This is a genomic window from Streptomyces sp. NPDC104581 (assembly GCF_055583685.1).
Window position 1 is genome coordinate 117429 of sequence record NZ_JBVJNN010000004.1, and the last position, 25566, is coordinate 142994.

General features: G+C 72.6%; 21 protein-coding genes. 16 read left to right on the forward strand and 5 right to left on the reverse strand.

Annotated elements, in window-relative coordinates:
• Window positions 1–88: 88 nt before the first annotated feature.
• The 3 genes from ACZ61E_RS05375 (at window position 89) to ACZ61E_RS05385 (ending at window position 5512) form a co-directional block, all read left to right on the forward strand.
• Entirely contained in the window at window positions 89–868 is a 780-nt protein-coding gene (locus ACZ61E_RS05375) for a hypothetical protein (RefSeq protein ID WP_469697709.1), read from the forward strand.
• A gap of 200 nt (window positions 869–1068) precedes the next feature.
• A complete protein-coding gene (locus ACZ61E_RS05380; protein ID WP_469697711.1) occupies window positions 1069–3495 on the forward strand; it encodes a beta-L-arabinofuranosidase domain-containing protein in 2427 nt (808 codons plus the stop codon).
• A gap of 223 nt (window positions 3496–3718) precedes the next feature.
• Window positions 3719–5512 (forward strand): coagulation factor 5/8 type domain-containing protein, encoded by a 1794-nt coding sequence (locus tag ACZ61E_RS05385; protein WP_469697713.1) that lies wholly within the window; start codon window positions 3719–3721, stop codon window positions 5510–5512.
• Between the two features lie 113 nt (window positions 5513–5625).
• Here ACZ61E_RS05385 and ACZ61E_RS05390 read toward each other — a convergent pair whose 3' ends face one another.
• Window positions 5626–5775, reverse strand: a complete 150-nt coding sequence (locus tag ACZ61E_RS05390) for a hypothetical protein (protein WP_469697715.1) — start codon at window positions 5773–5775, stop codon at window positions 5626–5628.
• Window positions 5776–5974: 199 nt separating this feature from the next.
• Here ACZ61E_RS05390 and ACZ61E_RS05395 point away from each other — a divergent pair, with 199 nt between their 5' ends.
• On the forward strand, window positions 5975–6457 hold the full coding sequence (locus ACZ61E_RS05395) for an NUDIX hydrolase (RefSeq protein ID WP_469697716.1): 483 nt from the start codon (window positions 5975–5977) through the stop codon (window positions 6455–6457).
• 33 nt (window positions 6458–6490) lie between these two features.
• Window positions 6491–7252, forward strand: a complete 762-nt coding sequence (locus ACZ61E_RS05400) for a glycoside hydrolase family 75 protein (RefSeq protein WP_469697718.1) — start codon at window positions 6491–6493, stop codon at window positions 7250–7252.
• Window positions 7253–7396: 144 nt separating this feature from the next.
• Here the strand turns inward: ACZ61E_RS05400 and ACZ61E_RS05405 are convergent, their stop codons facing one another.
• Window positions 7397–8920, reverse strand: a complete 1524-nt coding sequence (locus ACZ61E_RS05405) for an amino acid permease (RefSeq protein ID WP_469697720.1) — start codon at window positions 8918–8920, stop codon at window positions 7397–7399.
• A 112-nt stretch (window positions 8921–9032) separates the two neighbouring features.
• Window positions 9033–9935 (reverse strand): hypothetical protein, encoded by a 903-nt coding sequence (locus ACZ61E_RS05410; protein ID WP_469697974.1) that lies wholly within the window; start codon window positions 9933–9935, stop codon window positions 9033–9035.
• A 354-nt stretch (window positions 9936–10289) separates the two neighbouring features.
• On the opposite strand from ACZ61E_RS05410, the gene ACZ61E_RS05415 reads away from it, so the two are divergent.
• The 3 genes from ACZ61E_RS05415 to ACZ61E_RS05425 are packed head-to-tail and all read left to right on the forward strand — an operon-like array spanning window position 10290 to window position 14547.
• Entirely contained in the window at window positions 10290–11795 is a 1506-nt protein-coding gene (locus tag ACZ61E_RS05415; RefSeq protein WP_469697721.1) for an FGGY family carbohydrate kinase, read from the forward strand.
• A complete protein-coding gene (locus ACZ61E_RS05420) occupies window positions 11792–13216 on the forward strand; it encodes an FAD-dependent oxidoreductase (protein ID WP_469697723.1) in 1425 nt (474 codons plus the stop codon). The genes ACZ61E_RS05415 and ACZ61E_RS05420 overlap by 4 nt, the downstream gene beginning before the upstream one ends.
• Window positions 13213–14547 carry an NAD(P)/FAD-dependent oxidoreductase gene (locus tag ACZ61E_RS05425; protein ID WP_469697725.1) on the forward strand — a complete coding sequence of 445 codons (1335 nt, stop codon included), beginning with the start codon at window positions 13213–13215 and terminating at the stop codon, window positions 14545–14547. Before ACZ61E_RS05420 ends, ACZ61E_RS05425 begins: the two co-directional genes overlap by 4 nt.
• 135 nt (window positions 14548–14682) lie before the next feature.
• Here ACZ61E_RS05425 and ACZ61E_RS05430 read toward each other — a convergent pair whose 3' ends face one another.
• The gene (locus ACZ61E_RS05430) at window positions 14683–14859 is read right to left on the reverse strand and encodes a hypothetical protein (protein WP_469697727.1); all 177 of its coding nucleotides are present in this window, start codon (window positions 14857–14859) and stop codon (window positions 14683–14685) included.
• Between the two features lie 300 nt (window positions 14860–15159).
• Here ACZ61E_RS05430 and ACZ61E_RS05435 point away from each other — a divergent pair, with 300 nt between their 5' ends.
• The 5 genes from ACZ61E_RS05435 to ACZ61E_RS05455 all read left to right on the forward strand — a co-directional run bounded on the left by ACZ61E_RS05435 (window position 15160) and on the right by ACZ61E_RS05455 (window position 21729).
• Window positions 15160–16896 carry a TIGR03767 family metallophosphoesterase gene (locus ACZ61E_RS05435; protein WP_469697729.1) on the forward strand — a complete coding sequence of 579 codons (1737 nt, stop codon included), beginning with the start codon at window positions 15160–15162 and terminating at the stop codon, window positions 16894–16896.
• Window positions 16897–17155: 259 nt separating this feature from the next.
• Window positions 17156–17686 (forward strand): subtilase-type protease inhibitor, encoded by a 531-nt coding sequence (locus ACZ61E_RS05440; RefSeq protein WP_469697731.1) that lies wholly within the window; start codon window positions 17156–17158, stop codon window positions 17684–17686.
• Between the two features lie 400 nt (window positions 17687–18086).
• Entirely contained in the window at window positions 18087–18278 is a 192-nt protein-coding gene (tgmA, locus tag ACZ61E_RS05445) for a putative ATP-grasp-modified RiPP (RefSeq protein WP_078078718.1), read from the forward strand.
• A gap of 13 nt (window positions 18279–18291) precedes the next feature.
• Window positions 18292–19224 (forward strand): ATP-grasp ribosomal peptide maturase, encoded by a 933-nt coding sequence (gene tgmB, locus ACZ61E_RS05450; protein ID WP_469697733.1) that lies wholly within the window; start codon window positions 18292–18294, stop codon window positions 19222–19224.
• 573 nt (window positions 19225–19797) lie between these two features.
• A complete protein-coding gene (locus ACZ61E_RS05455; RefSeq protein WP_469697735.1) occupies window positions 19798–21729 on the forward strand; it encodes an RICIN domain-containing protein in 1932 nt (643 codons plus the stop codon).
• 78 nt (window positions 21730–21807) lie between these two features.
• Here ACZ61E_RS05455 and ACZ61E_RS05460 read toward each other — a convergent pair whose 3' ends face one another.
• On the reverse strand, window positions 21808–22584 hold the full coding sequence (locus ACZ61E_RS05460; RefSeq protein WP_469697737.1) for a UbiA family prenyltransferase: 777 nt from the start codon (window positions 22582–22584) through the stop codon (window positions 21808–21810).
• Between the two features lie 247 nt (window positions 22585–22831).
• On the opposite strand from ACZ61E_RS05460, the gene ACZ61E_RS05465 reads away from it, so the two are divergent.
• Genes ACZ61E_RS05465 through ACZ61E_RS05475 form a run of 3 tightly spaced genes read left to right on the forward strand, consistent with a single transcriptional unit; the run spans window position 22832 to window position 25555 of the window.
• Window positions 22832–23947, forward strand: coding sequence for a type III polyketide synthase (locus ACZ61E_RS05465; RefSeq protein ID WP_469697739.1), 1116 nt, complete (start codon window positions 22832–22834; stop codon window positions 23945–23947).
• A 13-nt stretch (window positions 23948–23960) separates the two neighbouring features.
• On the forward strand, window positions 23961–24545 hold the full coding sequence (locus ACZ61E_RS05470; RefSeq protein WP_469697741.1) for an isoprenylcysteine carboxyl methyltransferase family protein: 585 nt from the start codon (window positions 23961–23963) through the stop codon (window positions 24543–24545).
• Complete coding sequence (locus ACZ61E_RS05475; RefSeq protein ID WP_469697743.1) at window positions 24542–25555, forward strand: NAD(P)/FAD-dependent oxidoreductase; 1014 nt, start codon at window positions 24542–24544, stop codon at window positions 25553–25555. Before ACZ61E_RS05470 ends, ACZ61E_RS05475 begins: the two co-directional genes overlap by 4 nt.
• Window positions 25556–25566: the final 11 nt, after the last annotated feature.

Here is a 25566-nt window from a genome sequence, read left to right on the forward strand (position 1 = left end):
GGCGACGCCATGTTCCCCGTACGGCGGCTGGGAGGTCACGGACGATCGCGGCCGGGTATCCGTCGCCGACCGTCCTCCGGCCCGGGCCGTGGCCTGCGTTCAGGCGGGCGCGACCCTGTGGGCCCACGGCCTGCGGCCCATGGGCGTCTTCGGCTCCCAGCACGACGGCGACTCCCCCGACCCCGCGAAGGCGGGCGGGCCGCCGCTCGACCGCACCCGGGACTTCGGCGCGGGCGGCTCGGTCGACACCGACGCCGTCATCGCCGCCGGGCCCGATCTCGTGGTCGCCGTCGGCTACGGCGGCGGTCAGGTCTACGGCATCGCCCCGGAGGCGGCCGGGCGTCTGGAGGAGCGGCTGCCCGTGGTCGTCACCGACGTGGGCAGGGACCGGCCGCCGCACGGGATCAGGGACCGGTTCACGGCACTCGCCCGCTCGCTCGGCGCCCCGCGGGAACCCGACGAGCAGGATCTGGAGTGGGCGGAGGCCCGGCTCCGTACGCTCACCGCGGCCCGCGGCGGCGCGGTCGCTCGCCCTGTCGGCCGCCGGGCCCGGCACCGTACGCCTCGCGCGCCCCGGGAGTCGGCCGGATCTGCGGGCGCTGACGGCGCTCGGTGTCGACCTGCTCGATCCCGGACAGGGCACGGGCGGCAACTGGCTGACCACGGACTGGTCGCGGGCGCTCGCGCTCGAACCGGACGTCGTGCTGGCCGACGTACGGGCGAACGCGGCCCGGCCCGGCGCGCTCGGGGGCGACCGGCGGTGGCGGGAGCTCCAGACGCGGGTGCGCACGGTGGCGTGGAATCCGGGGCGCCGCGCAGCCACCGGGGGCACGCGCTGTTCGTGGACGCGGTGGCGGCGGCGCTGTAGACGCCGCCGCCGGTAACGCCCGGAGTCTCCGCGCGGCGTCGGGCGGGAGTGCCGGATGCCCATGAGGGCGCGGGGGCGGGGTCCGCGCCAGGCGCCCGCGTCGGGTCTCTGGACACGGCGCAAGCACCGTGCTGTGATGCCAACTGCCACCGTTTCCAACGTTGTACAGCCTTCGTCGATGCTTGTGGACGGGAGACCCGATGACGCTCGACAGACGACAATTCCTCGGCACCGGCGCCCTCGCGATCGGCGGTGCGGGCCTGCTGGGACCGCTGGCGCCGACGGCCGCCGCCGTCGCCCCGGCACGCGGCGGCTGGTACACGCCGAACGCCGCGCCGCTCGCCCCGACCGCGTTCCAGAGACTGCCGCTGGGCAGCGTGACCCCGCGCGGCTGGCTGACGGGCCAGTTGCGCCTGCTGCTCGACGGTCTCTTCGGGCGGTACGCGGAGGTCTCGCACTTCCTGCGGTTCGACGAATCCGGCTGGGTGCACCCGGAGAAGGCCGGCTGGGAGGAGGTCACCTACTGGCTGCGCGGCTATGTGGACCTGGCCGCGCTCACCGGCGACCCGGCGGCCCTCGCCACCGCCCGCCGCTGGATCGACGCGATCATCGCCACCCGGCAGCCCGACGGCTTCTTCGGCCCGGCCCGGCTGCGTACGGCACTCAACGGCGGTCCGGACTTCTGGCCGTATCTGCCGCTGCTCCAGGCGCTGCGCTCGCACGAGGAGTTCACCGGGGACGAGCGCGTCGTGCCGTTCGTCGTCCCGTTCCTGCGCTACATGAACGCGCAGGGCCCCGGCGCCTTCAACTCCAGTTGGGTGTCCAAGCGCTGGGGCGACGGTCTCGACATCGCCTTCTGGCTCTACAACCGCACCGGCGAGTCGTTCCTGCTCGACCTCGCCGACAAGATGCACACCCACGGCGCCGACTGGGTCGACAACTTCCCCGACATGCACAACGTCAACATCGCCCAGGGGTTCCGTGAGCCGGCCCAGTACGCGCTGCGGTCCGGCTCCGCGGAGCTGACGCGTGCCACGTACCGGAGTTACGCGGCCGTCATGGGTGCCTACGGCCGGTTCCCGGGTGGCGGCTTCGCCGGGGACGAGAACTCCCGCCCCGGTTTCGGCGACCCCCGCCAGGGGTTCGAGACGTGCGGCACGGTCGAGTTCATGGCCAGCCACGAACTGCTCACCCGGATAACGGGTGACCCGGTGTGGGCCGACCGCTGCGAGGAGCTGGCGTTCAATCTGCTGCCCGCCGCCACCGACCCGCGGGGCCGGGGCATCCACTACATCACCAGCGCGAACGCTGTCGAGCTGGACGACACCGCCAAGAACCAGGGCCAGTTCCAGAACGGCTTCGCCATGCAGGCGTACAGGCCGGGCATCGACAGCTACCGCTGCTGTCCGCACAACTACGGCATGGGCTGGCCCTACTTCACCGAGGAGCTGTGGCTCGCCACGCCCGACCGGGGACTCGCGGCGGCGATGTACGCGCCGAGCCGGGTGCGCGCGAAGGTCGCCGACGGCACGGAGGTCACCGTCACCGAGGACACCGACTATCCGTTCAAGGAGACCGTCACCCTCACCGTCGGCACCCCCGGTCGCGTCACCTTCCCGCTCCATCTGCGGATCCCCGGCTGGTGCCCGGATCCCCAACTCACGGTCGCCGGACGGCGCGTGGCCGTACCGGGCGGGCCGCGGTTCTTCACCGTGTCACGCGAGTGGGCGAACGGCGACCGGGTGACCCTGCGGCTGCCGCAGCGCACCACCGTGCGCACCTGGGACGACAACCACGGGTCCGTCAGCGTGGACCACGGGCCGCTCACGTACTCCCTCAGGATCGGCGAGCGGTACGAACGGTTCGCGGGCACCGAGGACTTCCCCGAACTCTCGGTGCACCCCACCACCCCGTGGAACGTCGGTCTCGCGCCGGACCCGCTCAGAGGGCTGCGGTTCACGGCCGACGAGGGACCGCTGGCCGCGAACCCCTTCACCCACGAGGGCACGCCGGTCCGGATCACCACGACGGCGCGCCGTATCGAGGAGTGGGTGGCCGACGACCAGCGCGTCGTCGCGCCCCTCCAGGACAGTCCGGCCCGCAGCGCGGCGCCGCTTGAGCCGGTGACGCTGATCCCGATGGGGGCGGCCCGGCTGCGGATCACCGCCTTCCCGACCGCGTCGCCCGGCGGGCGGGCCTGGACGGCCGAGCCGCCGTACCGCAGGATCCGGAACAAGCACAGCGGCAAGGTGCTCGCCGTGGACGGGATGTCGCTGGACGCGGGCGGGCGGGTCGTGCAGTTCGACAACACGGGGACGGCCGACCACGCCTGGCAGCTGTCCCCGGCGGGCGGCGGCTGGTTCCTGCTCCGCAACGGACACAGCGGGAGGATCATCGGCGCCGAGGGCGGATCGACGGCCAACAGCGCGCGGATCGTGCAGTTCGAGGACGACGGGAGCGGCGCCCACCTCTGGCAGCTCGTCGACCGTGGTGCGGGCTGGTCGCTGATCCTCAACCGGCACAGCGGAAAGGTCCTGGGGGTGGACGGGATGTCGACGGCCAACAGCGCGCAGGTGGTCCAGTTCGAGGACAACGGCACGGACGACCATCTCTGGCAGTTCGTCTGACCGGGCCCCGGCCTCCCGGCCGCACCGCCCCGGTGACCGCCGGCGACCGACTCGCCGGCGGTCACTTCTTGTTCACGGCGGAACCCGTGACGGTCCGTCTGTTCACAACTCTTGACGTGTACGAAACAGCGGAGCAGCATCAGCCGTGCACTCAGAGAGCGCTCTCTCAGATTTCACGGAGGGCTCTTGAGGTGTTCCCCCCACCGTTCACGACTCAGGAGAGATGCCCGTGCACGCTCCCCCCATCGACTCTCCGGCACTCCGCGGCACCTCACGGCCGTCCCGCCGCGGGCTGGCGGCGACACTCGCCGCCACCCTGGCCGCCACCCTGCTGGCCTTCGTCCCCAGCGGTCCCGCGCACGCGGACCCGATCGAGGGCGGCGGTGATCTCGGCCCCAACGTGATCGTGTTCGACCCTTCGACGCCCGACATCCAGGGCAAGCTCGACGAGGTCTTCGAGCGGCAGGAGTCGGACCAGTTCGGCTCCGGCCGCTACCAGTTCCTGTTCAAGCCGGGGACGTACAACGGCCTGAACGCCCAACTCGGCTTCTACACCTCGGTGTCGGGTCTGGGACTCTCGCCCGACGACGTCAGCATCAACGGCGACGTGACCGTGGACGCCGGCTGGTTCGACGGCAACGCCACCCAGAACTTCTGGCGCTCGGCCGAGAACCTGTCACTCAACCCGGTGAACGGCACCAACCGCTGGGCGGTCTCACAGGCCGCCCCGTTCCGCCGTATGCACGTCAAGGGCGGGCTCAATCTGGCGCCCGACGGATACGGCTGGGCCAGCGGCGGCTACATCGCCGACAGCAAGATCGACGGCAGTGTGGGCCCGTACTCCCAGCAGCAGTGGTACACCCGCGACAGTTCGGTCGGCGGCTGGCAGAACGCCGTGTGGAACATGACGTTCTCCGGTGTGCAGGGCGCGCCCGCGCAGAGCTTCCCGGACCCGCCGTACACGACGCTGGAGACGACCCCCGTCTCCCGTGAGAAGCCCTTCCTTCATCTGGACGGCGACACCTACAAGGTGTTCGTGCCGGAGAAGCGCGTGAACGCGCGCGGGGTGACCTGGGACGGCGGCGCGCCCGCGGGTTCGTCCATCGACCTGGACCAGTTCTACGTGGTCAAGCCCGGCGCGACGGCGCAGACCATCAACGCCGCGCTCGACCAGGGCCTCAATCTGCTGTTCACGCCCGGCGTGTACCACGTGGACGAGACGATCAACGTCAACCGCCCCGACACGGTCGTCCTCGGTCTGGGCCTCGCCACGGTCATCCCCGACAACGGGGTGACGGCGATGAAGGTCGCCGATGTGGACGGGGTGAAGCTGGCCGGCTTCCTGATCGACGCCGGCCCGGTCAACTCCGAGACGCTGCTGGAGGTCGGCCCCGAGGGGTCGTCCGCCGACCACTCGGCCAATCCGACCACGGTCCAGGACGTCTTCATCCGGATCGGCGGAGCCGGTCCCGGCAAGGCGACCACCAGCATGGTCGTCAACAGTGACGACACGATCATCGATCACACCTGGGTGTGGCGGGCGGACCACGGCGACGGGGTCGGCTGGGAGACCAACCGGGCGGACTTCGGCGTCCGGGTGAACGGTGACGACGTCCTGGCCACCGGTCTGTTCGTCGAACACTTCAACAAGTACGACGTCGAGTGGTACGGCGAACGCGGCCGGACGATCTTCTTCCAGAACGAGAAGGCGTACGACGCGCCCAACCAGGCGGCGATCCAGAACGGCGACACCAAGGGCTACTCCGCCTACCGGGTCGACGAATCGGTCGACGAGCACGAGGGCTGGGGGATGGGGAGTTACTGCTACTACAACGTCGATCCCACGATCCAGCAGCACAACGGCTTCTCCGCGCCGGTCAAACCCGGTGTGAAGTTCCACCATCTGCTGGTCGTCTCGCTCGGCGGGCAGGGCCAGTACGAGCGGGTGATCAACGACATCGGCGAACCCACGTCCGGGACGTCGACCATCCCCTCGGTCGTGGTCCAGTTCCCCTGACCGCGCCGACCCGCGGCCGGCGACGGTGACGCAACCGGCGCCCGCGGGCGGGGCCCGGCCTCATGGTGAGGCCGGGCCCCGCCGTGCGCGGGTACCGCCGCGGTTCGTCCGTGTCAGCGCCTGCCTCCACGCAGCTTTCCGAACAGGCGGCGGGCCTGTTCGCGCTTCCTCGGGTCCGACGAGGCCGCGCGTGCCTGACCGATCACGCGCTGCCCCTGCGGACTACGGGTGAAGGTCTTGATGCGGTCGATGATTCCGGGCATTGCCGTCTCCTGCGCTTCGATGACACCGACGACCCCGCTCAAGGGCCTCGGACTACGTCTACCCCCCTAACGCCACGAGACTCCCATTGCGTTCCCATTACTTTCCCTTTACCTTCGGCGCGGGCCCCGGGAGCGATCCGCCACCCTCACTTGCGCTCCCCCGATGGCGCTCCCGCACGACCCCCCACAGACTGACGTGATGTCAGGGAAGCGAAGCGCGGGACTCCTTCTTTACCGGGTCACGGACACCGGCACCGAGGTGCTCATCGGGCACATGGGCGGCCCGTTCTGGGCGGGGCGCAGCCGGGCCGCGTGGTCGATCCCCAAGGGTGAGTACGGCCCCGGCGAGACGCCCGAGGACGCCGCCGACCGGGAGTTCGAGGAGGAGGTGGGCCATCCTCCGCCCGCCGGGCACCGGGAGCCGCTGGGCGAGACCCGCCAGTCGGGCGGCAAGACGGTCACCGTGTGGGCCGTCGAGGGGGACTTCGATCCCGCGCTCGCGGTACCCGGCACGTTCACGATGGAGTGGCCGCGCGGGTCGGGCGTCGAGCGCGAGTTCCCGGAGCTCGACCGGCTCGGCTGGTTCTCCCTGGAGGACGCCGTGGAGTTGCTGGTGACGGGGCAGCGGATCTTCCTCGGCAGGCTGGCCCTCTTCATAGAGAGCCGCGAGGACAGGCCGTAAGGCGCCTTCGAGAACCCGAAAGGGAACGTCTCCGTGCACCACAGTCCGCGTCTCCACGCCGCCGTCGGCGCCGTGCTGCTCACCGCTTCCGCCCTGCCCGCCTCCGCGCACCCCGCGAGGGCGCTCGACACATCGCATCTGCCGCCATCGCCGCCGCCCCTGGCCGGGGCGCCCGGCCCGCCGGTCACCGACGGCCCGCCCCGGCTGGAGGGCGCGGTCACGGCGGCGGCCCTGCGGGCGAAGGCCGCGGACTGCTCGCGCGTCTCGAAGGGGCTGTACCGGACGGACCGGGGGAAGCCCGCCGACGTACCCGTCTGCGGCGGGAAGGGCGCCGTGTTCTGGAAGGCCGACCTGGACATCGACTGCGACGGGCGGGTCACCGCCCGCTGCAACAGGAAGACGGACCCGTGGTTCCACGGGAGCACGGCCTTCCGGCAGTCGGACGGCGAGCCTCTGAACGCGGCGGAGCTGCCGTATGTCGTGGTGCCGGCGCCGAGCCGGATCTGGGACCACTCCGCCTCCGGCATCCACGGCGGCGGTGTCGCGGCGGTCGTCCACGAGGACCGGGTGGAGTACGCGGTGGTGGGCGACACCGGGCCGGCGGAACTCGTCGGGGAGGCGTCGTACGCCGCGGCGCGCTCGCTGGGGATCGATCCCGATCCCGCGGGCGGCGGAGTCCCCTCCGGGGTGACCTACATCCTGTTCAAGGACTCGGAGGTCACCCCGATCGAGAGCCGGTCGTCGGCGGTGCGGCTGGGCAGCGAACTGGCCAGGAGGTTCCTCCAGGAGGAGTGACGGACCCGCTCGCCGGGGGCTCGCGGAACAGCCGTCCTCCGTAAGGAGGTTGATCGTGGGCACGTCCTGTGTACGGAGACGTCCCCGGTGCGGAGGCGGAGTCGGCGTCGCCTCCGTACCGGGGACGGGGTCGTACGGGTAGCCCTACACGATCCCCTCGGAGATCTCCGACTGCTCGCGGGCGCTGCCGTAGGACTGGGGAGTGCTGTACGAGCCGCGCGCCGCGTACCACCAGGCGGTGGCCAGGGCCAGTACGACGGCCAGCGCGATCACCGCGTAGTTCATGGTGTCCGTGGTGACCGGGTTCTTCTGCGGCAGACAGAAGATCACGGTGACGATCGCGACCCAGACGACGGCGATCCAGCCGATCGGCTTGCTCCAGCGGCCCAGTGTCCAGGGACCCGGCTGGAAGCGGTCGCCGGCGCGCAGCTTCAGATAGATCGGGATCGCGTAGGCGGGCGTGATGCCGATGACGTTGATGGCCGTCACGGCGCCGTACGCGGTCGGCGAGTACAGCGACGGCAGGGCGAGCACACAGGCGAAGCCGACCGACAGCCACACGGCGGGCACGGGCGTCTGGGTGCGGCTGCTGACGCGCCGCCACAGCGCCGATCCGGGCAGGGCGTTGTCCCGGCTGAAGGCGAAGACCATGCGGCTGGCGGCGGCCACCTCGGCGTTGCCGCAGAAGAGTTGCGCCATGATCACGACAAGCAGAAGTGCGCTGGCGCCGTTGGTGCCCAGGACATCGATGAAGATCTGCGCGGGCGGCACTCCGGCACCGCTCGTGGCCGCGTAGTCCTGGATCGCGAAGGTCAGACCGGCGAGCAGGGCGAAGCCGGCGATCCAGGAGACCCAGATGGCGCGCACGATGCCGCGCGCGGCGGAGACGGAGGCGTTGGACGTCTCCTCCGAGAGATGCGCGGACGCGTCGTAGCCGCAGAAGGTGTACTGGGCGAGCAGCAGACCGATCGCGGCCACATAGAGCGGATTCTCCCAGCCGGTCTCGTTGACGAACTGGGTGAAGACGAACTCCGGCGACTGGTGGTTCTTGGGAACGATCGCGAGGATGCCGACGATCAGGGCGACACCGCCGAGGTGCCACCAGACGCTGATCGAGTTGAGCACGCTGACCAGACGGACCCCGAACAGGTTCAGCGTCGCGTGCAGCAGCAGGATGCACATGAAGATGACCATGGTCCAGCCCGGCGTGGGGTCGAATCCCCACTGGAGGTTGAGGAACGCGCCGGTGAACAGGGCGGCGCCGTAGTCGATTCCGGCGATCGCGCCGAGCAGTCCGAGCAGGTTCAGCCAGCCGGTGTACCAGCCCCACTTGCGTCCGCCGAGCCGGTCGGCCATGTAGTAGAGCGCCCCGGACGTGGGATAGGCGCTGGTCACCTCCGCCAGCGCCATGCCTATGCAGAGCACGAACAGACCGACGCCCACCCAGCCCCAGAGCATCACGGCGGGACCGCCGGTGATGAGCCCGAAGCCGTACAGGGTCATACATCCCGAGAGGATCGAGATGACCGAGAAACTGATGGCGAAGTTGCCGAAGCCGCCCATCCTGCGGGCGAGCACCGGCTGGTAACCGAGTTCCCTCAGCCGTTCTTCTTCATCCTGCTGCGGGACTGATTCCGGCTTCGACCAGGCCGGTGGGGAGACGGACACGGCAGTACCTCCGGGTACGGAGAGTTTCGGGGATCAGACGGGGGATCGCGCGGCGGAGAGCGTGACAGAGCCGGCACGGGGCGCGGCGGGCCCGGAGCGGGGGCCCTGGGCTCTAGGTGTCCGACTTCCGCTCGCGGGCGGCGGCGAAGCAGCGGGCGCGGGCGCGGGCGAACACCTCCTCGACCTGTGCGGTGTCGCTCGGTCTCCGGGCGCGGTAGGACCACGGCAGAGGGGTGTAGTACGGGCCCAGCGCCTCGAACACCCTTGCCGCCTCGGCCAGTTGGAGCGATCCCCAGAGGGCGTGCGCCAGGTAGTTGAGGTCCAGCAGCGAGTTCTCGGCGGGCACGGAGCGGTCGAACCAAATGTGCAGTGCCCGCAGCGCGTCCCTGGTGGCGTCCTCGGTGACCCAGTGCAGGTCCAGCGCCTTCTCGTTGCCGCCCTCCCTGCGGTATCTCTCGACCCGCACGAAGAGCGGCAGCGCCTGGAGCGACGACCCCTCGGAGGCGGAGGAGGCCGCCCACTGGACGAAGTTGACCGCCTCCGACAGCGAGCCGTCGGACCTGCGGGCATACACGAACTGGAGCATCCGGTGGTACGCCTCGCGGTTGCCCGGATCGCGTTTGTCGGCCTCGGCGAGCAGGGCCCACGGGCCGGGGAAGAGCATCGGGCCCGGCGGCGCCAGCCGGTTCTCCTCCATCCGCTGCTTGCCGTCGAGTTGGGCGAGCGCGAGCAGACAGACCCAGGGGACGGGGTCGGCCGGGACCAGCCGCGCGGTGGCGGAGCACGCCTCCCACGCCTGCTGCCACAGATCGGTCGTCCGGGCGTGGTTGTCGCGGTGCGCGCGCAGCGCGCGCTCCACGGCCACCCGTGTCTGCATGACCACGGCGGCCTCGCTGTCCGGCTCCTCGGTCAGCCAGGTGTGCACGGTGTCGGTGCCGGCGGCGACGGCGGCGAGCACCTGTGTGCGCCGGGTCCACAGCGCCCAGCCGTGCGTACCTTCGAGCAGGTCACGCATCGACAGCCAGCGCCCGGTGCGCAACTCCTGGACAGCCGACCGGAGTTCGCTGTCATGACCCGCTGGGTGGTACAGCGGACGAAAGCGATCGCTCACGGACCCTCCGCCCGATTCTCCCGCAACTCCGCCTCTTTCCGGTGTAGTTCACATCCCGGCACCCGAGAATCACGCTACTCAGTGACACTCCGCTGTTACTCGGCGATCAGTGTAGGGGTCAATGCGACGACCTTTGAACACTTTGCTGATCTTAGGCAACCCTGAGTGCATGTCGTGACCTTGACGTCGCAGGCAGGCCGCGTCACCCTTTCGCTCAGTGATCGGACGATCACCGGACTCCGAACCGAAGAACGTGACATGCCGCCAGCTCAGCACTCCCCCGGCACCGCCGTGAACCCGGCCGCGCGGCCGGTGCTCGCCGTCGATCAGGGCACCTCCTCCACCAAGGCTCTGGTGATCTGTCCGGAGCGGGGGGTGATCGGCAGCGGCTCGGCCCCGGCGCCCCCGCGCTACGGCTCCGGCGGACTGGTCGAGGCGGACCCCGCCCTGCTGCTCTCCTCGGTGGTCGACGCGGGACGCCTGGCGCTCGCCGACGCCGGCGAGCCCGTCGCCGCGGTCGGACTGGCCAACCAGGGCGAGACCGTACTCGCCTGGGACCCCGGCACCGGCGAGCCGCTGACCGACGCGATCGTGTGGCAGGACCGGCGTGCCGCGTCCGTCTGCGCCGAACTCGCGCCGCACGGCCGGATGCTGAGGGAGCTGACCGGTCTGCCACTGGAGCCGTACTTCGCCGCGCCCAAGATGGCGTGGATCCGGCGGAACCTGACCCGCGAAGGCGTCGTCACGACCTCCGACTCCTGGCTCGTCCACCGGCTGACCGGCGAGTTCGTCACCGACGCGGCGACGGCCGGACGCACCCAGCTGCTGGACCTCGACACCGCCGAGTGGTCCCCCGCCGCCCTGGACGTCTTCGGGATGGGCGGCGAACGGCTGCCCCGGGTCGTGGACGCGGCGGGGCGGTTCGGCGTCACGACGGCCTTCGGCGACGACCCTCTCCCGCTGACGGGGCTGCTCGTCGACCAGCAGGCCGCACTGCTCGCCCAGAACGTGACCGAGCCGGGGACGGCCAAGTGCACCTACGGCACGGGGGCGTTCCTCCTCGCGCAGACCGGGCCGCGTCCCCTGCGCAGCGGCACCGGACTGGTCGGCTGTGTGGCCTGGCGGCTCGACGGGCGCACCAGCTACTGCCTCGACGGACAGGTGTACACGGCGGCCTCGGCCGTGCGGTGGCTCAGCGACCTCGGTGTGATCTCGGGCGCCGGCGACCTCGACCGGGTGGGCGCGTCCGTCGCCGACAGCGGGGGTGTCACCTTCGTACCGTCGCTCGCCGGGCTCGCCGCGCCGTGGTGGCGGGGGGACGCGAAGGGGTCGATGACCGGGCTCGGCCTGGAGACGGGACCCGGCCATCTGGTGCGGGCGCTCTGCGAGGGCATCGCGGCCCAGGTCGTGGCGCTGGCCGACGCCGTGGCGCAGGACACCGGCACGCCCCTGGAGTCGCTGCGCGTCGACGGCGGGCTGACCCGGTCGGACCTGCTCATGCAGACCCAGGCCGATCTGCTGCAACGGCCCGTCGAACTCTCCCCGTTGCCCGACGCCACCGCGCTGGGCGTGGGCGCGCTCGCCCGGATCGGTCTCGACCCCGGTACGACGGTGGAGACGGCCGCGCCCCGGTGGCGTCCCCAGAAGGTCTTCGAGCCGGCGATCGGGGCGGACGAGGCGGACGAGCGGCTCGGTGTCTTCCGTGCGGAGGTGGACGCGCTCGTCGACCGACTGCCGTCCGCCGGTCGGACGGGCACGGTATGACCGTCACCGTCTCGGGGCCCCTGCCGGACGAGGTGTACGACGTGGTGGTCGTCGGCGCCGGGGTCGTCGGCGCGGCGATCGCCCGCGAACTGGCCCGCCACCCACTGCGCACCGCCCTGGTCGAGGCGTCCGGCGATGTCGGCGACGGGACGTCGAAGGCCAACACGGCCATCCTGCACACCGGTTTCGACGCGGTGCCCGGCTCGCTCGAAGCCCGGCTCGTACGCGAGGGCCGGGACAGGCTCGCCGTGTACGCCGAGGAGTGCGGCATCCCGGTCGAGCCGGTCGGCGCCCTGCTGGTCGCCTGGGACGACGAACAGCTCGCCACCCTGCCCGCCCTGGCCCGCAAGGCGGCCCGCAACGGCTACCGGCGCACCCGGACGGTCTGCGCCGACGAGCTGCGCCGCCGCGAACCGCGTCTGGGGCCGGGCGCCGTGGGAGCGCTCGAAGTCCGCGACGAGAGCGTCATCTGTCCGTGGACGACGACGCTCGCCTACGCGACCCAGGCGGTGCGCGCCGGGGTCGACCTCCATCTCAACTGCCGTGTGGACGACGTGGACGGCGGCTCCCGGCGCTCCCCGCACCGGCTCACCACCGGACGCGGACCGCTGCGCACCCGATGGCTGGTCAACGCGGCGGGCCTGTACGCCGACACGTTCGACCGGCTGCTCGGGCACACCGACTTCTCGGTGACACCACGGCGCGGCCAGCTGATGGTCTTCGACAAGGCGGCGCGCGCACTGGTTTCCCAGATCCTGCTGCCGGTTCCCACGGCGCTCGGCAAGGGGGTCCTGGTCGCGCCGACCGTGTACGGCAACGTGATGCTCGGCCCGACCGCCGAGGACCTGGACGACAGGAGTGCCACCGGTTCCACCGCCGAGGGGCTCGACTTCCTCAGGGAGAGGGGCCGGCGGATCATGCCGGACCTCCTCGAAGAGGAGGTGACCGCCGTGTACGCGGGGCTGCGCGCGGCCACCGAACACGACGACTACGCGATCCGCTCGCACCCCGGGCAGCGGTACGTCACGGTGGGCGGGATCCGGTCGACGGGGCTGACCGCGTCGATGGCGATCGCCGCGCATGTGGTGGAGCTGCTGGCGGAGGCGGGCGCCGGACCGGGCACGGCCGCCGACCTCGTACCGGTGACGATGCCGAACCTCGGTGAGGCGTTCCCCCGTCCGTACGAACGCGCCGGGCTGATCGCGTCCGATCCCGCGTACGGGGCCATCGTGTGCCACTGCGAGCGGGTGACGCGCGGCGAGATCCGTGACGCGCTCGCCGCCGACATCCCGCCCTCCTCCCCCGAGGGGCTGCGCCGGCGGACCCGGGCGCTGGGCGGCCGGTGCCAGGGGTTCTACTGCGGGGCGGCCGTGCGCGCCCTGTTCGACGCGTCGTCGCACGGTCCGGAGGCCGCCCGGTGAACAGCGAACAGCACCCCGCCCCGGCCGGCGGCGTGCCGGGCCGCCGCGAACGGGCCGTCGACGTCCTCGTGGTGGGCGCCGGCCCCGCCGGTCTGGCGCTGGCGTCCCGGCTGGCCGCCACCGGCTCCGCCGGGGTCGAGGTCGTCGAGCGGGAGGACGAGCCGGGCGGTGTCCCCCGGCACTGTCTCCACTCCGGTTTCGGACCGCGCGGTCCGGGACGGCCCCTGACCGGTCCGGCGTACGCGCGGTACTGGGCGGACGCGGCGGTCCACGCGGGCGCCACCGTCCGTACGGGCGTCTCCGTCACCGGCTGGAGCGACCCGGCGGAGCCCGGCAGCACCCCGCTCGCCGTCGATGTCACGAGCCCGGCCGGTACGGAGCGGATCACGGCACGGGCCGTCGTCCTGGCGACCGGTGCGCGTGAACGCCCGCGCGCCGCCCGGCTGGTGCCCGGCACCCGGCCCGCCGGGGTGTTCACGACGGGCGAGCTCCAGCGGACGGTGCACGTCCAGCACCGGCCGGTCGGCCGGCGGGCGGTCGTCGTGGGCGCCGAGTCGGTCGGCTACTCCGCCATACGGACGCTGCGGGCGGCCGGTGTCGAGGTGGTGGCCATGGTCACGGAGCTGCCGTACCACCAGGCCGCCGGCGCGACGGCCCTGGACGCCCGGCTCCGGCACGGCGTTCCGCTCCTCGTCGGCACGCGGGTGGGTGAACTGCTCGGCCGGGGGCGCCTGTCGGGGGTGGCGCTGCGGCACCGGGACGGCCGGCGCACGACCGTCGCGTGCGACACGGTGGTCTTCACCGGCGACTGGATCCCCGAGCACGAGCTGGCCCGCCGGGGCGGTGTCACGCTCGACCGCGGCACCCGGGGCCCGGCCGTGGACGGGTCGTTCCGCACGGACCGGGCGGGGGTCTTCGCCGTCGGCAATCTGCTGCACGCGGTCGAGCCGGCGGGTACGGCGGCGCGGGAGGGGCTGCTCGCGGCCGGGCCCGTGCTGCGGTATCTGACGGACGGCGCCCGGCCGGCCGCGCGCGTGCCCATCGAGGTCGAGGCGCCCCTGCTGTGGGTCGCGCCCAACCGCGTCGATCCGGCGGACCCTCGGGTGGCGACGGGCGGCCTCGTCCTCCGTACGGAGAGCAGGCTCGGCGCCCGGTCGTCGCTGGTGGTCAGCCGGGGCGACAGGGTGCTGCACCGGCGGCGGCTCCTGCGGAGCGCGGTGCCGGGCCGGACGCTGCGGCTGTCCGCCGCCTGGACCACGGACGTCGCCTGGACGGCGGACGCGTGGGAGGGGGACGGCGGCGAGCCCGTACGGATCTCCGTGGAGCGGTGACCGGTCCCGGGAAAGGGGCGACCCCACCGGCAGGGGGTGGACCGGTGGGGCCGTTGGAACACTGCGGCGGGGGATGCCGCAGGCTCGGGTCGAAGAGGCATGTGCCCCCTGCCGCGCCGAATACTCCCTACGGCGTCACTTCTTCTTCCCCTTGGGGACGAACATCCTGATGCCGGTCAGGCTCGCGCTGCCCTCGTACACGTTCGTGTGCGGGTCTCCGATGACTCGTTCGGGCCCGAAGTCCTCTGTCTCGCCCAGCGGTTCGCCCGTTCCTGGGTTGCGTACGGGCAGCGGTGCGGTTCGGGTGGACATGGGGCGCTTACTGTCGGGGGCAGGGCTCGGCAGAAGTGCGTTCGGCACTTCGAACATGTGGTGGCGATGCCGACGCACGCCCTTCCCCGTCCGGTGAACGGTGGATGAGCGGCTCGCGGACACCGCGAGAGACACCGGAGAACGTTCGCGGTTGCGAGTGATCCCTGTGCGGTGTTCGGCGTCGGCCGTTGCCGCCTCGTTCATACGCGGGCCACGCCGGGTGCCCAGCATCAGCGGTGGGCCGGGACCTCACCCCGGCGTCCTTGCTGTCGCGACGTACGCACTCGGGGAGAGCGCACCATGTCACGCATCCGCTCCGCGGTCACCGCCGTCGACCGCCGTTCGTTCCTCGCCGCCGCCGGCGCCGTGGGCCTGTCGACCGGGATCGGCCTGGCCGCCGGTGCGGGCGGCGGCTCCGGCAGCGCCTCCGCGGCCCCCGCTCCCACGGCCTCCGGCACCGGCACACCGCCCGCCACCGCCCCGGCCCCCAGCGGCCCGTCGGCCGGCCGCACCACGCTCCACTCGCTCGCCACACCGCGCGACCCGAGCGCCGGCTTCCGGCGGCTCGGGGACGGGCCGGGCTGGCGCAGGGTCGTACGGGAACAGTTCGCATCCGCCAAGTCCGGGCGCGAGGACCGCCGTACGGTACTCAGCTCCTTCGTCCAGCTCACCGACCTCCATGTGACGGACGTCCAGCACCCGGTGCGCACCGAGTACGTACGCAGCCAGTCGCCCGGCGCCTGGCGCCCCCACGAGGCGCTGTCGGTGGCCGGAGCCGTGTCACTCGTCGAGCAGGTCAACGCGCTGGGGACCGGGCCGGCGACCGGCGCCCCGCTCGCCTTCGCCATGACGACCGGCGACAACACCGACAACAACTCGCTGTGCGAACTCGACTGGTACCTCACGCTGATGAGCGGGGGTCTCGTCACGCCCAACAGCGGTGACCCGGAGACCTACGAGGGGGTACAGAAATCGGGCCTGCGGATGTACTGGCACCCGGAGGACGGCGCGCCTGACTCGGACAAGCGCCTGGGCTACCCCCGTATCGACGGATTCCTCGAAGCGGCCCTGCGCCCGGTGCGCAGTCCCGGCCTGACGCTCCCCTGGTACTCGACCGCCGGCAACCACGACGGCCTCGCCAGCGGCGCGTACGCCGACCGGACCGGTTTCCTCGCCGAATTCGCCGTCGGGGGGCGGAAGTTGTACGACATCCCGGATCCGGACGCGGCGACGCTCGTCGCCCGGATCTCCCAGGGCGACACCGCGGACGGCAGCGCCCTGATCGCGCTGCTGCGCCGGGAGAAGCGGCGTCTGCGAACCGTCACCGCCGACCCGCGCCGCGCCCCCTTCACCCCCCTTCAGTACCTTTCGGCGCATCTGAACCCCGCGAACACCGGGGCGGGCCCGGTGGGCCACGGCTACACGCCGGACAATCTCGCCGGGGCGAGCCTCGACTACACCTTCCCCATGGGCGAGAACGTCACCGGGATCAGCCTCGACACCACCGACCACGCCGGGCACTTCACCGGTTCCCTCGGCACGTCGCAACTCGACCTGCTGGAGCGGACCCTGAAGGACCACCGCGACGGGTACGTGGTGCTGTTCACGCACCACAACAGCTGGACGATGGGCAACAAGCGGCCCGACCCCGCCCGGCCCGGCGAGGGGCGGCACGACGGGAACGAGGTCGTGGCGCTGCTGCGGCGCCACCGCTCCGCGGTGGCCTGGATCAACGGGCACAGCCACCGCAACGTGGTGCTGCCGCACGGTTCGTTCTGGGAGATCTCCACCGCCTCGCACATCGACTTCCCGCAGCTCGCGCGCGTCGTCGAGATCGCCGACAACAGGGACGGCACGCTCTCGCTGTTCACCACGCTGATCGAGTCGGCGGCGGCGCGCGAGACCGATTTCACGGATCTCTCCCAGCCGGGTCTGGCGTCGCTCTACCGGGAGCTGGCACTCAACGCGCCCGGCAGCCGCCAGGACCTGGCGGGGCCGAAGGACGCGCGCAACACGGAGCTGCTCCTGCGTCGCTGACGATGAGACACTCAAAGGCTTGTCGGCCTTTTCGCCTTGCAATCAAATGACAAACATGCCACTCCGGCTGCGAATCAACCAGCTCAAGCCCCTCCCGCCACCCCGTCGGCCCCACCCCGGACCGGGCCGCGACGGACACCCGGCGCGTTCACGGCGACACGCGGAGCGACCAAAAGAGGTCACAGAGCGGGCAAAGCACCCCTGGCGTGAGCAAGACTCACGTCCGTTGTCCGAGACATCGACCCAGGGAGTGTTCGACATGCGGAGCATCGCAAGGGCTGCGGCCTGTGGCGCGGTACTGGTCCTCAGCAGCCTGTCCTTCGCCGGAACGGCCGGCGCGGCCCTGCCGGCCGGGGGCTCGCCGACCGGCGGCACCGGGGCCTCGGCGGCGGCCACCGGAGAGCCAGCCATCGGAGGCGTGCCGGCCTCGGCCGGCGCCGGGTCCGACAGGGAGGGGAGTCCGTACGCACCGTCGGCGCTGGTGCTCACCGTCACGGACGGTGCCGACCACAAGACCGGGACGGTACGGCGCGCGGTCACTCTCAGTTGCGCGCCCAGCCCGTCGGGCAGCCATCCCGACGCGGTGACGGCGTGCGCCGAACTCAAGAAGAGCGGCGCCGAGTTCGACGCGATCACCACGCCGCCGACGAACCGTGTCTGCACGAAGGAGTGGGAGCCGGTCACGGTGACCGCCGACGGAGTCTGGGAGGGGCGGCGCGTCGACTACGCCCACACCTTCTCCAACTCGTGCGCCATGGACGGAGGCCGGGGCGCCGTCTTCACCTTCTGAGACGGGTCCGGCGACCGGATGCCGGTGACCGGCGGCGGGCGGGGCAGGGGCTCCCCGCCCCGGCCGCGGCGGCCGGGCCCGCGGCGAGCTCCTCCGGCACCGTCCACGGTCTTCACATCCATCGCTCCGGAAGTGAAGACCACTGACGGAATCCGGACAGGATGTCCCAATACCGGCCCCGCCCGATGACCGAACTCGGTTTCCCGACAACGGACTTGAGGGCTTCGGGCGGCGCCGCCGGCAGGTGGGGAACGCTGTCCTCCCAGGTCCGGGGGACGGCGGCGGGCGCTCCGCCTGACGGATCGTCATTTATGACTTTCCGTGCTGAGACCATTACATCTTCGCCACGTATTGTTACCTCTGTGACTGAAACACACTCGTGGGGCAGTGGAGGAGAATCATGCGACCGTTCGCGCTGAACTACGCTTTCCCGGCGGAGAGCTCACCGGTCGTCGGACCTTTCACCTACGACTCCACGCTCCAGCTGAACGTCCTGCCGGACGGGCGTCCCGCGATAGCCGATCGCGCACTGCTGCTGGCCGCCGGGTCGACGACCTCGACGGCCGGCTCCAAGACGCACTTCGACGACTGACCCCGGTTACCCGATGACTGTGCTGATCCTGACCGCCGAGCAGGACGTCACCGCGGACATGGTCGTGGCCGAGCTGCACGGGCGCGGCACGCCGCTGGTGCGCTTCGACCCCGCCGATCTGCCGGGCGAGGCGTCGATGTCCGCCGAGTACGTCAGCGGCGACTTCCGCGGCCATCTGTCCGCGGGCGGACGCCTGTTGAGCATGGACGGGCTGCGCTCGATCTGGGTGCGGCGGCCGGGCGCGAGCGCGGCCCACGCGCCCACCCCCTCGGCGTGGCTCACCGCCGAGTCCGCGCACGCGTTCTTCGGCATGCTGTACTCCACGACGGCGCGCTGGATGAACCATCCGCAGGCGGCGGCGCAGGCGCGGCTCAAGCCCTGGCAGTTGAGGGTCGCGCACCAGAGCGGGTTCGCCGTACCACCGACCCTCGTCACCACCTTCCCGCGCATCGCGCGGCTGTTCGCGGCGGAACACCGGGACATCGTGGTCAAGTCGATCACCGGCCCGCCTCCCGGTGATCCGCCGGTCTCCCTGCCGACCACCCGGGTGAGCGCCGGCGCCGACTTCGAGTCGGTGGCCGCCGGCCCGACCCTGCTCCAGCGCTACATATCCAAACGGGCCGACATCCGGCTCACCTGTGTGGGGCACCGGTTGTTCGCCGCCCGCAAGGCGGCGGCCCCCGACCAGGTGGACGGCCGGTACGGCGAGACCGGCCACCGATGGGAACCCGTCCAGGTGCCCGAACGCATCACCCGCGCCGTCTACGGCTATCTGCGCGTCGCCCGCCTCGCCTACGGGGCGTTCGACTTCGCCGAGGACGCCGACGGCACCTGGTGGTTTCTCGAATGCAACCAGGGTGGCCAGTTCGGCTTCGTGGAGCTGGAGACCCGGCAGCCGATCGCCGAGGCCGTGGCCGACTGGCTCGCCTCACCGCCACCCGTCTGAGGACCCGGAGCCGTCGGGGGCCGGAGGCGGACCGGGCGTCCGGGGCGTCGGCAAGGCGGTCCCGGGTCGACCGGGACCCGCCGTCGGCCGTAGAGTCGCCGATGCGATGCGACTGCGAAGATCGAGCGGTCTCACGGGCCCTCGCGGGCTGTCTCGGCGACCCCGTTCGCCAGTTACCCGCGGTATTTCCCCGAACCGGAACGGGATCGCGACGGTACCGATCGTTGCCCGGTCCGGCCCTCAACGGCCCGTGGAACAGCTGCGGTTGGAGATCCCTTGTTTCACTCGTAGGGGCTGTGCAATGGTGAACGCGCTCAGTCGGCGGCAATGCCGACAGTGCCCAGCCGTTCGATTCGGCGACAGCCGAGCGCCCGGACATGCCCGGTGGCCGTCGCTGTCGACCGCTCACCGCCGCCCTCCGCACACGGGTCGCTCTCCTGGAGGCGCCACACGGTCCAGCAGGTACGCACGAATCGGACCCCCATTCTCTCGGTCGGCCGAAGAACACTGCCGCCACACACGCGTCAAGGGACTGGACACCCCCCACTCAGTGCCCTGGAAGGCAGGACCTCTGTGCAGGATCCTCGTACGTCCAGATCCACCTCGCTCCCTCCGGCCGGTCCGCCGGAACACCGCTCCGAAGGCCCGGACGCGGAACTCGTCGCCGCGCTGAGGACCGGCGACAGCGACGAAGAGGACCACGCCACCGCGCTGTTGCTCGCCCGGCACTGGCAGGCCCTCCTCGACTACGCAGAGATCCGCTCCCCGTCGGCCGACGCCGCCGCCACCCTCGCCACAGCCGCCTTCGGCGAGGTCCTGGACGCCCTGCGCCGCCCCGGCCCCGCCCCGGCCCTGCGGCCCCAGTTCCTCATGGCCGCGCGTCGTACGGCCGCCGTCTGGGCCGCCGGGGGACAGCGGGCCGGCAACGTGTGGGAACACCACGGACAGCCCGGGGCCCCGGCGCCGGGCGGCACCGAGGAGACGGAACCTCCGGAGAACCGGCGCCTGGCCCTTCACGCCTTCCGGGCCATGCCCGCGTCCGCGCGCTGCCTGCTCTGGCACACCGAGGTGGAGGCGGAGCCCATATCCGTACCGGCCGGTCTGCTCGGCATCGACCCGGAGAGCGCGCTCGCCGAACTGCGCCACGCGCATGACCTCTTCCGGTCCGGTTGTGTACGCGCCCATGTCCAACTCGCGCCGGACAGGGAATGCCGCCACTACAACCGGCTGCTCGACGTGTCACTGCGCCGTGGCGGTGCTCTGCTCCCGGACATCCAGCGGCATCTGGCGGTCTGCGACCACTGCGGTTACGCCACCGAGCAGTTCGTCCACACCGAGGGGCGGGCGGCCGTACTGCTCGCCGAGGCGCTCCTCGGTCCGCACGCCGGGCGCTACCTCGACTCCCGGCCGGGCCGGCGGGGCGCCGCGCCGGCGGGAGGCGCGGGAGCGCGCCGCGGCGGACGCCACTCGCTGGGCGGACGCCCGCGCGTACTGCCCCGCGTCACGGTCGTCGGCAGGCGCGTGCTGACCACCCCCGGCAGACCGAGGACCGTACTGCTCAGTGGCCTCGGGCTCATGACGGTCGGTCTGCTCGCCGTGACCGTCTCCGGTCTCACCGCCGACGACGGTGGCGGCGAGGCGATGGGCCCGGCCGCGCCCATCGGCTCGGAGAGCGGCGCCATGTCCCCCGGTCACGGTTCGCAGGGCGTCTCGGGCCCCGGCCAGAAGCCGCCGACCGGCGCCGCGGAAACCCCGCCCGGTGCCCTGCGCACGGCGCTGCGCAGCGCGGACGCCGATCTCTGCCTCGATCTGCGGGACACCCGCCCCCGAGCCGGGTCCGAGGCGACGCTGGCGATCTGCTCGTCGTCCGCGCAGACCCAGCAGTGGCTCTACGAGGAGGACGGGCTGCTGCGCAACGGGGCGGAGAGCGAACTCTGCCTCAACTCCCATACGCTGGACGGCTCCCTGGTGCTGTGGCCGTGCACCGATTCCGCCGCCCCGAACGCGGCCGACGTGCGCTACGACCTGACGGTCCAGGGGCATGTGATCCCCCGGTGGGACGACTCGCTGGCCGTCGTGCCCACGACCCCCACGGCGGGCACGTCCGTCGTGTCGAAGATCCGCGACGAGTCCACGCTCCAGAACTGGTCGACCGACACCGCGCCGGACAGCCCCAAGTCCCTGCCGGTCGTGGGCGAGGGCCGGACGGCCGCCCCGCCGGCCGGCTCGGCCCCCGTACGCCGGAACACGATCAGTTCGACGGGTCCGACGGGTCCGACGGGGTCGGCGGGGTCGGCGGAGTCCGTGGAGCCCTCGGGGAAAAGCCGCGGGCGGCATGCCGGCCCGCGCGAGTGCGGGCCGGCCGAGCGCGGGCAGAGCGGCGGCGGAGGCGGACGCCACCGGGGGCGCGCCGACAACGACGTCCCCGGTCAGGGCGCCGGTTCGGACGGCGAGCGCGGGCGGTCCGGACAGCAGGGCTGCGACGGCGGCCGGGACGACGGCTGAGGGACGACGAGGGCCCTGGGCCCGGGGTTCGGGCTTCGCACCGGGGGCTCGGGGAACACGGGCGCCGGGAACGCGGGCTCAGCTGACGCCGATGCCGAGCGTCGTGAGCAGTCCCACGTCCAGCGCCGCCACGGCCACCGCGCCGGCGAAGGGCGCCTTCTCGTGGCGGCGGCCCAGCACCAGCCCCATGAGGGCGATCGCCCCCGCGGCCGGCGGGACGAGTACGGCGATCGCGCCGGGAGGGCCCGGCGGGCCCAGCGTCAGCACCACCGACGCCGCGACCAGCGGGACGGGGAGCAGCAGCCGGGTCCCGGTGGGGCCGAGCCGGTGCGGGAGTCCCCGTACACCGGTCGCGAGGTCGGCCCGGATGTCGGGCAGGACGTCAGCGAGGTGGGCCCCCGCACCGAGCAGCGCGCCGGCGCCCGCGGCCCACCAGGCCGGCCAGGGGCCGCCCGGCAGACTCAGTGAGACGAGCGCGGGCAGGCTCGCGAATCCGATCGCGTACGGCAGCCAGGACAGCGCCGTGGCCTTCAGTCGCAGGTTGTAGGCCCACGCGGCGGCGACCGCGACCAGGTGCGCGGTACCGGCGAGCAGCCCGCAGGCGAGCGAGAGGGGTACGCAGAGCGCGAGCGCGCCCAGCGCCCCGGCCCATACCGTCCCCTCACCGACCGCCCCGGCGGCCACGGGCTTGTCGCGACGGCCGGTGGCGAGGTCACGACGGGCGTCGTGGGCGTCGTTGCACCAGCCCACGGAGAGCTGACCGGTGAGCACGGCGGCGGTGAGCAGCAGACAACGGCCCGCTCCGTGGCCCGCGCCGACGGCGAGCGCGAGGGTGAGGGTGGTGACGGCGACCACCGGCCCGGGGTGGCACGACAGTGCCAACGCCCTCGCGAGCGTTCCCGGGCGCGGGCCGCGTTGCGGGACCGGGCGGGCCGCCGCTGCCCCGGCCCCGCGCGTCCTCGTCCCCTGATCCACTTCGGCGTCCACGCGCCGATCGTAGGCGCGCCGGCTCCGTCGGCGTGGCAGCCGGACGGGGGACATACGGTGTCCCACTCCGTCCCGGGGGTGTTGGGCCGGTTATGACATCACCAGGCTGGAATCGATGACCCGGATCGCCGCCGTGCGGGGCGTCCTGGCTCCGTACCGCCACACCCAGGCCGAGATCACCGACATGGTGGCGCGCACCTGTCTGCCGGCCGGGTCGGACCGGCGGGCCCTGGACCGGCTGCACGAGAGCGCGGGGGTCCGCTCGCGCCACATGACCCTGCCGCTGGACGACTACGCCAAGATCGACGGATTCGGCACCGCCAACGACGTCTTCATCGAGGTCGCGGGTGAGCTGGGGGCCGACGCGGTGCGCGGGGCGCTCCGCGGTGCGGGACTGCGGCCGGAGGACGTGGATCTGCTGCTGTTCACCTCCGTCACCGGTGTGGCGGCCCCTTCCGTGGACGCGCGCCTGGTGGGCCGGCTCGGGCTGCGTCCGGATGTGAAACGGGTGCCGGTCTTCGGTCTGGGCTGTGTCGCGGGCGCGGCGGGCCTCGCCCGGCTGCACGACTATCTGCGCGGCTGGCCCGAACAGGTGGCGGTGCTGCTGTCGGTCGAACTGTGCTCGCTCACCTTCCAGCGCGACGACGCGTCGATGGCGAACATGGTGGCGAGCGGGCTGTTCGGGGACGGGGCCGCCGCCCTGGTGGCGGTGGGCGAGCGTTTCGCCGCGCTACGAGGCACGCCGGGCGGGCCGGGGGCACCGGGCACGCCGGGCAGCGGGGCTCGCGCGGTGGGCGGTCCCTCGGTCGTCGCCACGCGCAGCAGGATGTATCCGGACACCGGCCATGTCATGGGCTGGTCCATCACGGGTTCCGGCTTCCGGGTCGTCCTCGATCCGTCGGTGCCCGGCCTCGTCCGGCGCTTCCTCGCCGACGACGTACGCGCGTTCCTCGCCGAGCACGGGCTGACGCCCGACGACATCACGGGGTGGGTCTGCCACCCGGGCGGCCCGAAGGTGCTGGAGGCCGTGGGCGAGGCGCTCGCCCTGCCCGAGGGGGCCCTCGACGTCTCCTGGCGCTCGCTGTCCGAGGTGGGGAACCTGTCGTCGTCATCGGTCCTGCACATCCTGCGGGACACCGTCGCCCGGTCCGCCCCGGAGCCGGGCAGTCCCGGCCTGATGATGGCGATGGGCCCCGGTTTCTGCTGCGAACTCGTGCTGATTCGCTGGTGAGTGGGAGAGCGACATGTGGTGGTACACGGTCCTGGTACTGGCTGTCGCGGGTGAGCGGGTCGCCGAACTCGTCGTCGCCCGGCGCAATGCCCGGTGGAGTCTGGAGCGCGGCGGTACGGAGAGCGGGCGCGGGCACTACCCGGCGATGGTGGCGCTGCACACCGCTCTGCTCGGCGGCGCGCTCTGCGAAACGGCCCTGGCGGGGCGGGAGTTCGTGCCCGTCCTGGGCTGGACGGCGGTGGGTGTCGTCATCGCGGCGCAGGGGCTGCGCTGGTGGTGCGTCGGGACCCTCGGGCGGCGCTGGAACACCCGCGTGATCACCGTACCCGGCCTGCCTCTGGTGTCCGGCGGGCCCTACCGGCTGCTGCGCCACCCGAACTACGTCGCCGTCGCCGCGGAGGGCCTGGCGCTGCCGCTGGTGCACGGGGCATGGATGACGGCGGTGGTCTTCACCGGGCTCAACGCCGTGCTCATGGCGGTAAGGATCCGCTGCGAGAACGCGGCTCTCGCCGCCGCCCCCGCCGTCACGCCCGCCGGTACGGCGTCCGGCGCGGCGGCTGACACCACGACCGACGCGACGGCCGGCTCGCCCGCGTGATCGACGTACTGATCGCCGGTGGCGGCCCCGCCGGACTCGCCGCCGGGATCCACGCCGCGCTGGCGGGACTGCGGGCGGTGGTGGTGGAGCCGCGCAATGCGCCGGTCGACAAGGCGTGCGGGGAGGGCATCATGCCCGGTGGCGTGGCGGCACTGGGCGCGCTGGGCGTCGAGGTACCGGGGCGCGTACTGCGCGGCATCCGCTACCGGGACGGTGCGCGCGACGCCGAGGCCGGGTTCCGGGGCGGTACGGGTCTCGGAGTCCGCCGTACGGAGCTGCACGCCGCGCTGCGGCGACGGGCGGACGCGCTCGGGGTGGAGACGGTCCGGGGCAAGGTCGGTGAGGTGCGGCAGGGCGCCGACCGGGTCGTCGCCGGGGGCAGGACCGCCCGCTGGCTGATCGCCGCCGACGGGCTGCACTCGCCGATCCGCCGGTCCCTCGGTCTGGACCTGCCGGACCGCGCGCCGGCCCGCTACGGTCTGCGCCGGCACTTCCGGGTCGCGCCCTGGTCGGACTTCGTGGAGGTCCACTGGTCGCGACACGGTGAGGCGTATGTGACGCCGGTGGGGGACGCTCTCGTGGGCGTCGCCGTGCTGAGCCGCGAACGGTGCGGTTACGCCGAACACCTTTCGCGTTTCGCGGAGTTGGCGCCGCTGCTGGGCGCGAGCGCGGGAAGCGCGGTACGGGGCGCGGGCCCGTTGCGGCAGCGGGTGAGCCGTCCGCTGGCCGGCCGGGTGCTGCTGGTCGGCGACGCCGCCGGGTACGTGGACGCGCTGACCGGGGAGGGCGTCGCCCTGGCCCTGTCCACGGCGGGGGCGGCGGTGCGCGCGGTGGCCGCGGCACGTCCGGAGTCGTATCCGGCGGCCTGGGCCAAGCTGACGAGACGTCACCGGATGCTCACCGAGGGCCTGTTGGGCGTCACCCGCAGTCCCCGTGCGGCCCGCCTGATCGTGCCCGCGGCGGCCCGGCTCCCGGCGCTCTTCACGGCGGCGGTCCACGCGCTCCAGTGAGACACGGGGGC

Bases quoted from the DNA above. Each gene is read 5' to 3' on its own strand.
- ACZ61E_RS05420 (WP_469697723.1), top strand. From the start codon at position 11,792: ATGACCGTCACCGTCTCGGGGCCCCTGCCGGACGAGGTGTACGACGTG.
- ACZ61E_RS05435 (WP_469697729.1), top strand. From the start codon at position 15,160: ATGTCACGCATCCGCTCCGCGGTCACCGCCGTCGACCGCCGTTCGTTC.
- ACZ61E_RS05385 (WP_469697713.1), top strand. From the start codon at position 3,719: ATGCCCGTGCACGCTCCCCCCATCGACTCTCCGGCACTCCGCGGCACC.
- ACZ61E_RS05440 (WP_469697731.1), top strand. From the start codon at position 17,156: ATGCGGAGCATCGCAAGGGCTGCGGCCTGTGGCGCGGTACTGGTCCTC.
- ACZ61E_RS05465 (WP_469697739.1), top strand. From the start codon at position 22,832: ATGACCCGGATCGCCGCCGTGCGGGGCGTCCTGGCTCCGTACCGCCAC.
- tgmB (WP_469697733.1), top strand. From the start codon at position 18,292: ATGACTGTGCTGATCCTGACCGCCGAGCAGGACGTCACCGCGGACATG.
- tgmA (WP_078078718.1), top strand. From the start codon at position 18,087: ATGCGACCGTTCGCGCTGAACTACGCTTTCCCGGCGGAGAGCTCACCG.
- ACZ61E_RS05415 (WP_469697721.1), top strand. From the start codon at position 10,290: ATGCCGCCAGCTCAGCACTCCCCCGGCACCGCCGTGAACCCGGCCGCG.
- ACZ61E_RS05430 (WP_469697727.1), bottom strand. From the start codon at position 14,859: ATGTCCACCCGAACCGCACCGCTGCCCGTACGCAACCCAGGAACGGGC.
- ACZ61E_RS05410 (WP_469697974.1), bottom strand. From the start codon at position 9,935: ATGCGTGACCTGCTCGAAGGTACGCACGGCTGGGCGCTGTGGACCCGG.
- ACZ61E_RS05380 (WP_469697711.1), top strand. From the start codon at position 1,069: ATGACGCTCGACAGACGACAATTCCTCGGCACCGGCGCCCTCGCGATC.
- ACZ61E_RS05470 (WP_469697741.1), top strand. From the start codon at position 23,961: ATGTGGTGGTACACGGTCCTGGTACTGGCTGTCGCGGGTGAGCGGGTC.
- ACZ61E_RS05395 (WP_469697716.1), top strand. From the start codon at position 5,975: ATGTCAGGGAAGCGAAGCGCGGGACTCCTTCTTTACCGGGTCACGGAC.
- ACZ61E_RS05390 (WP_469697715.1), bottom strand. From the start codon at position 5,775: ATGCCCGGAATCATCGACCGCATCAAGACCTTCACCCGTAGTCCGCAG.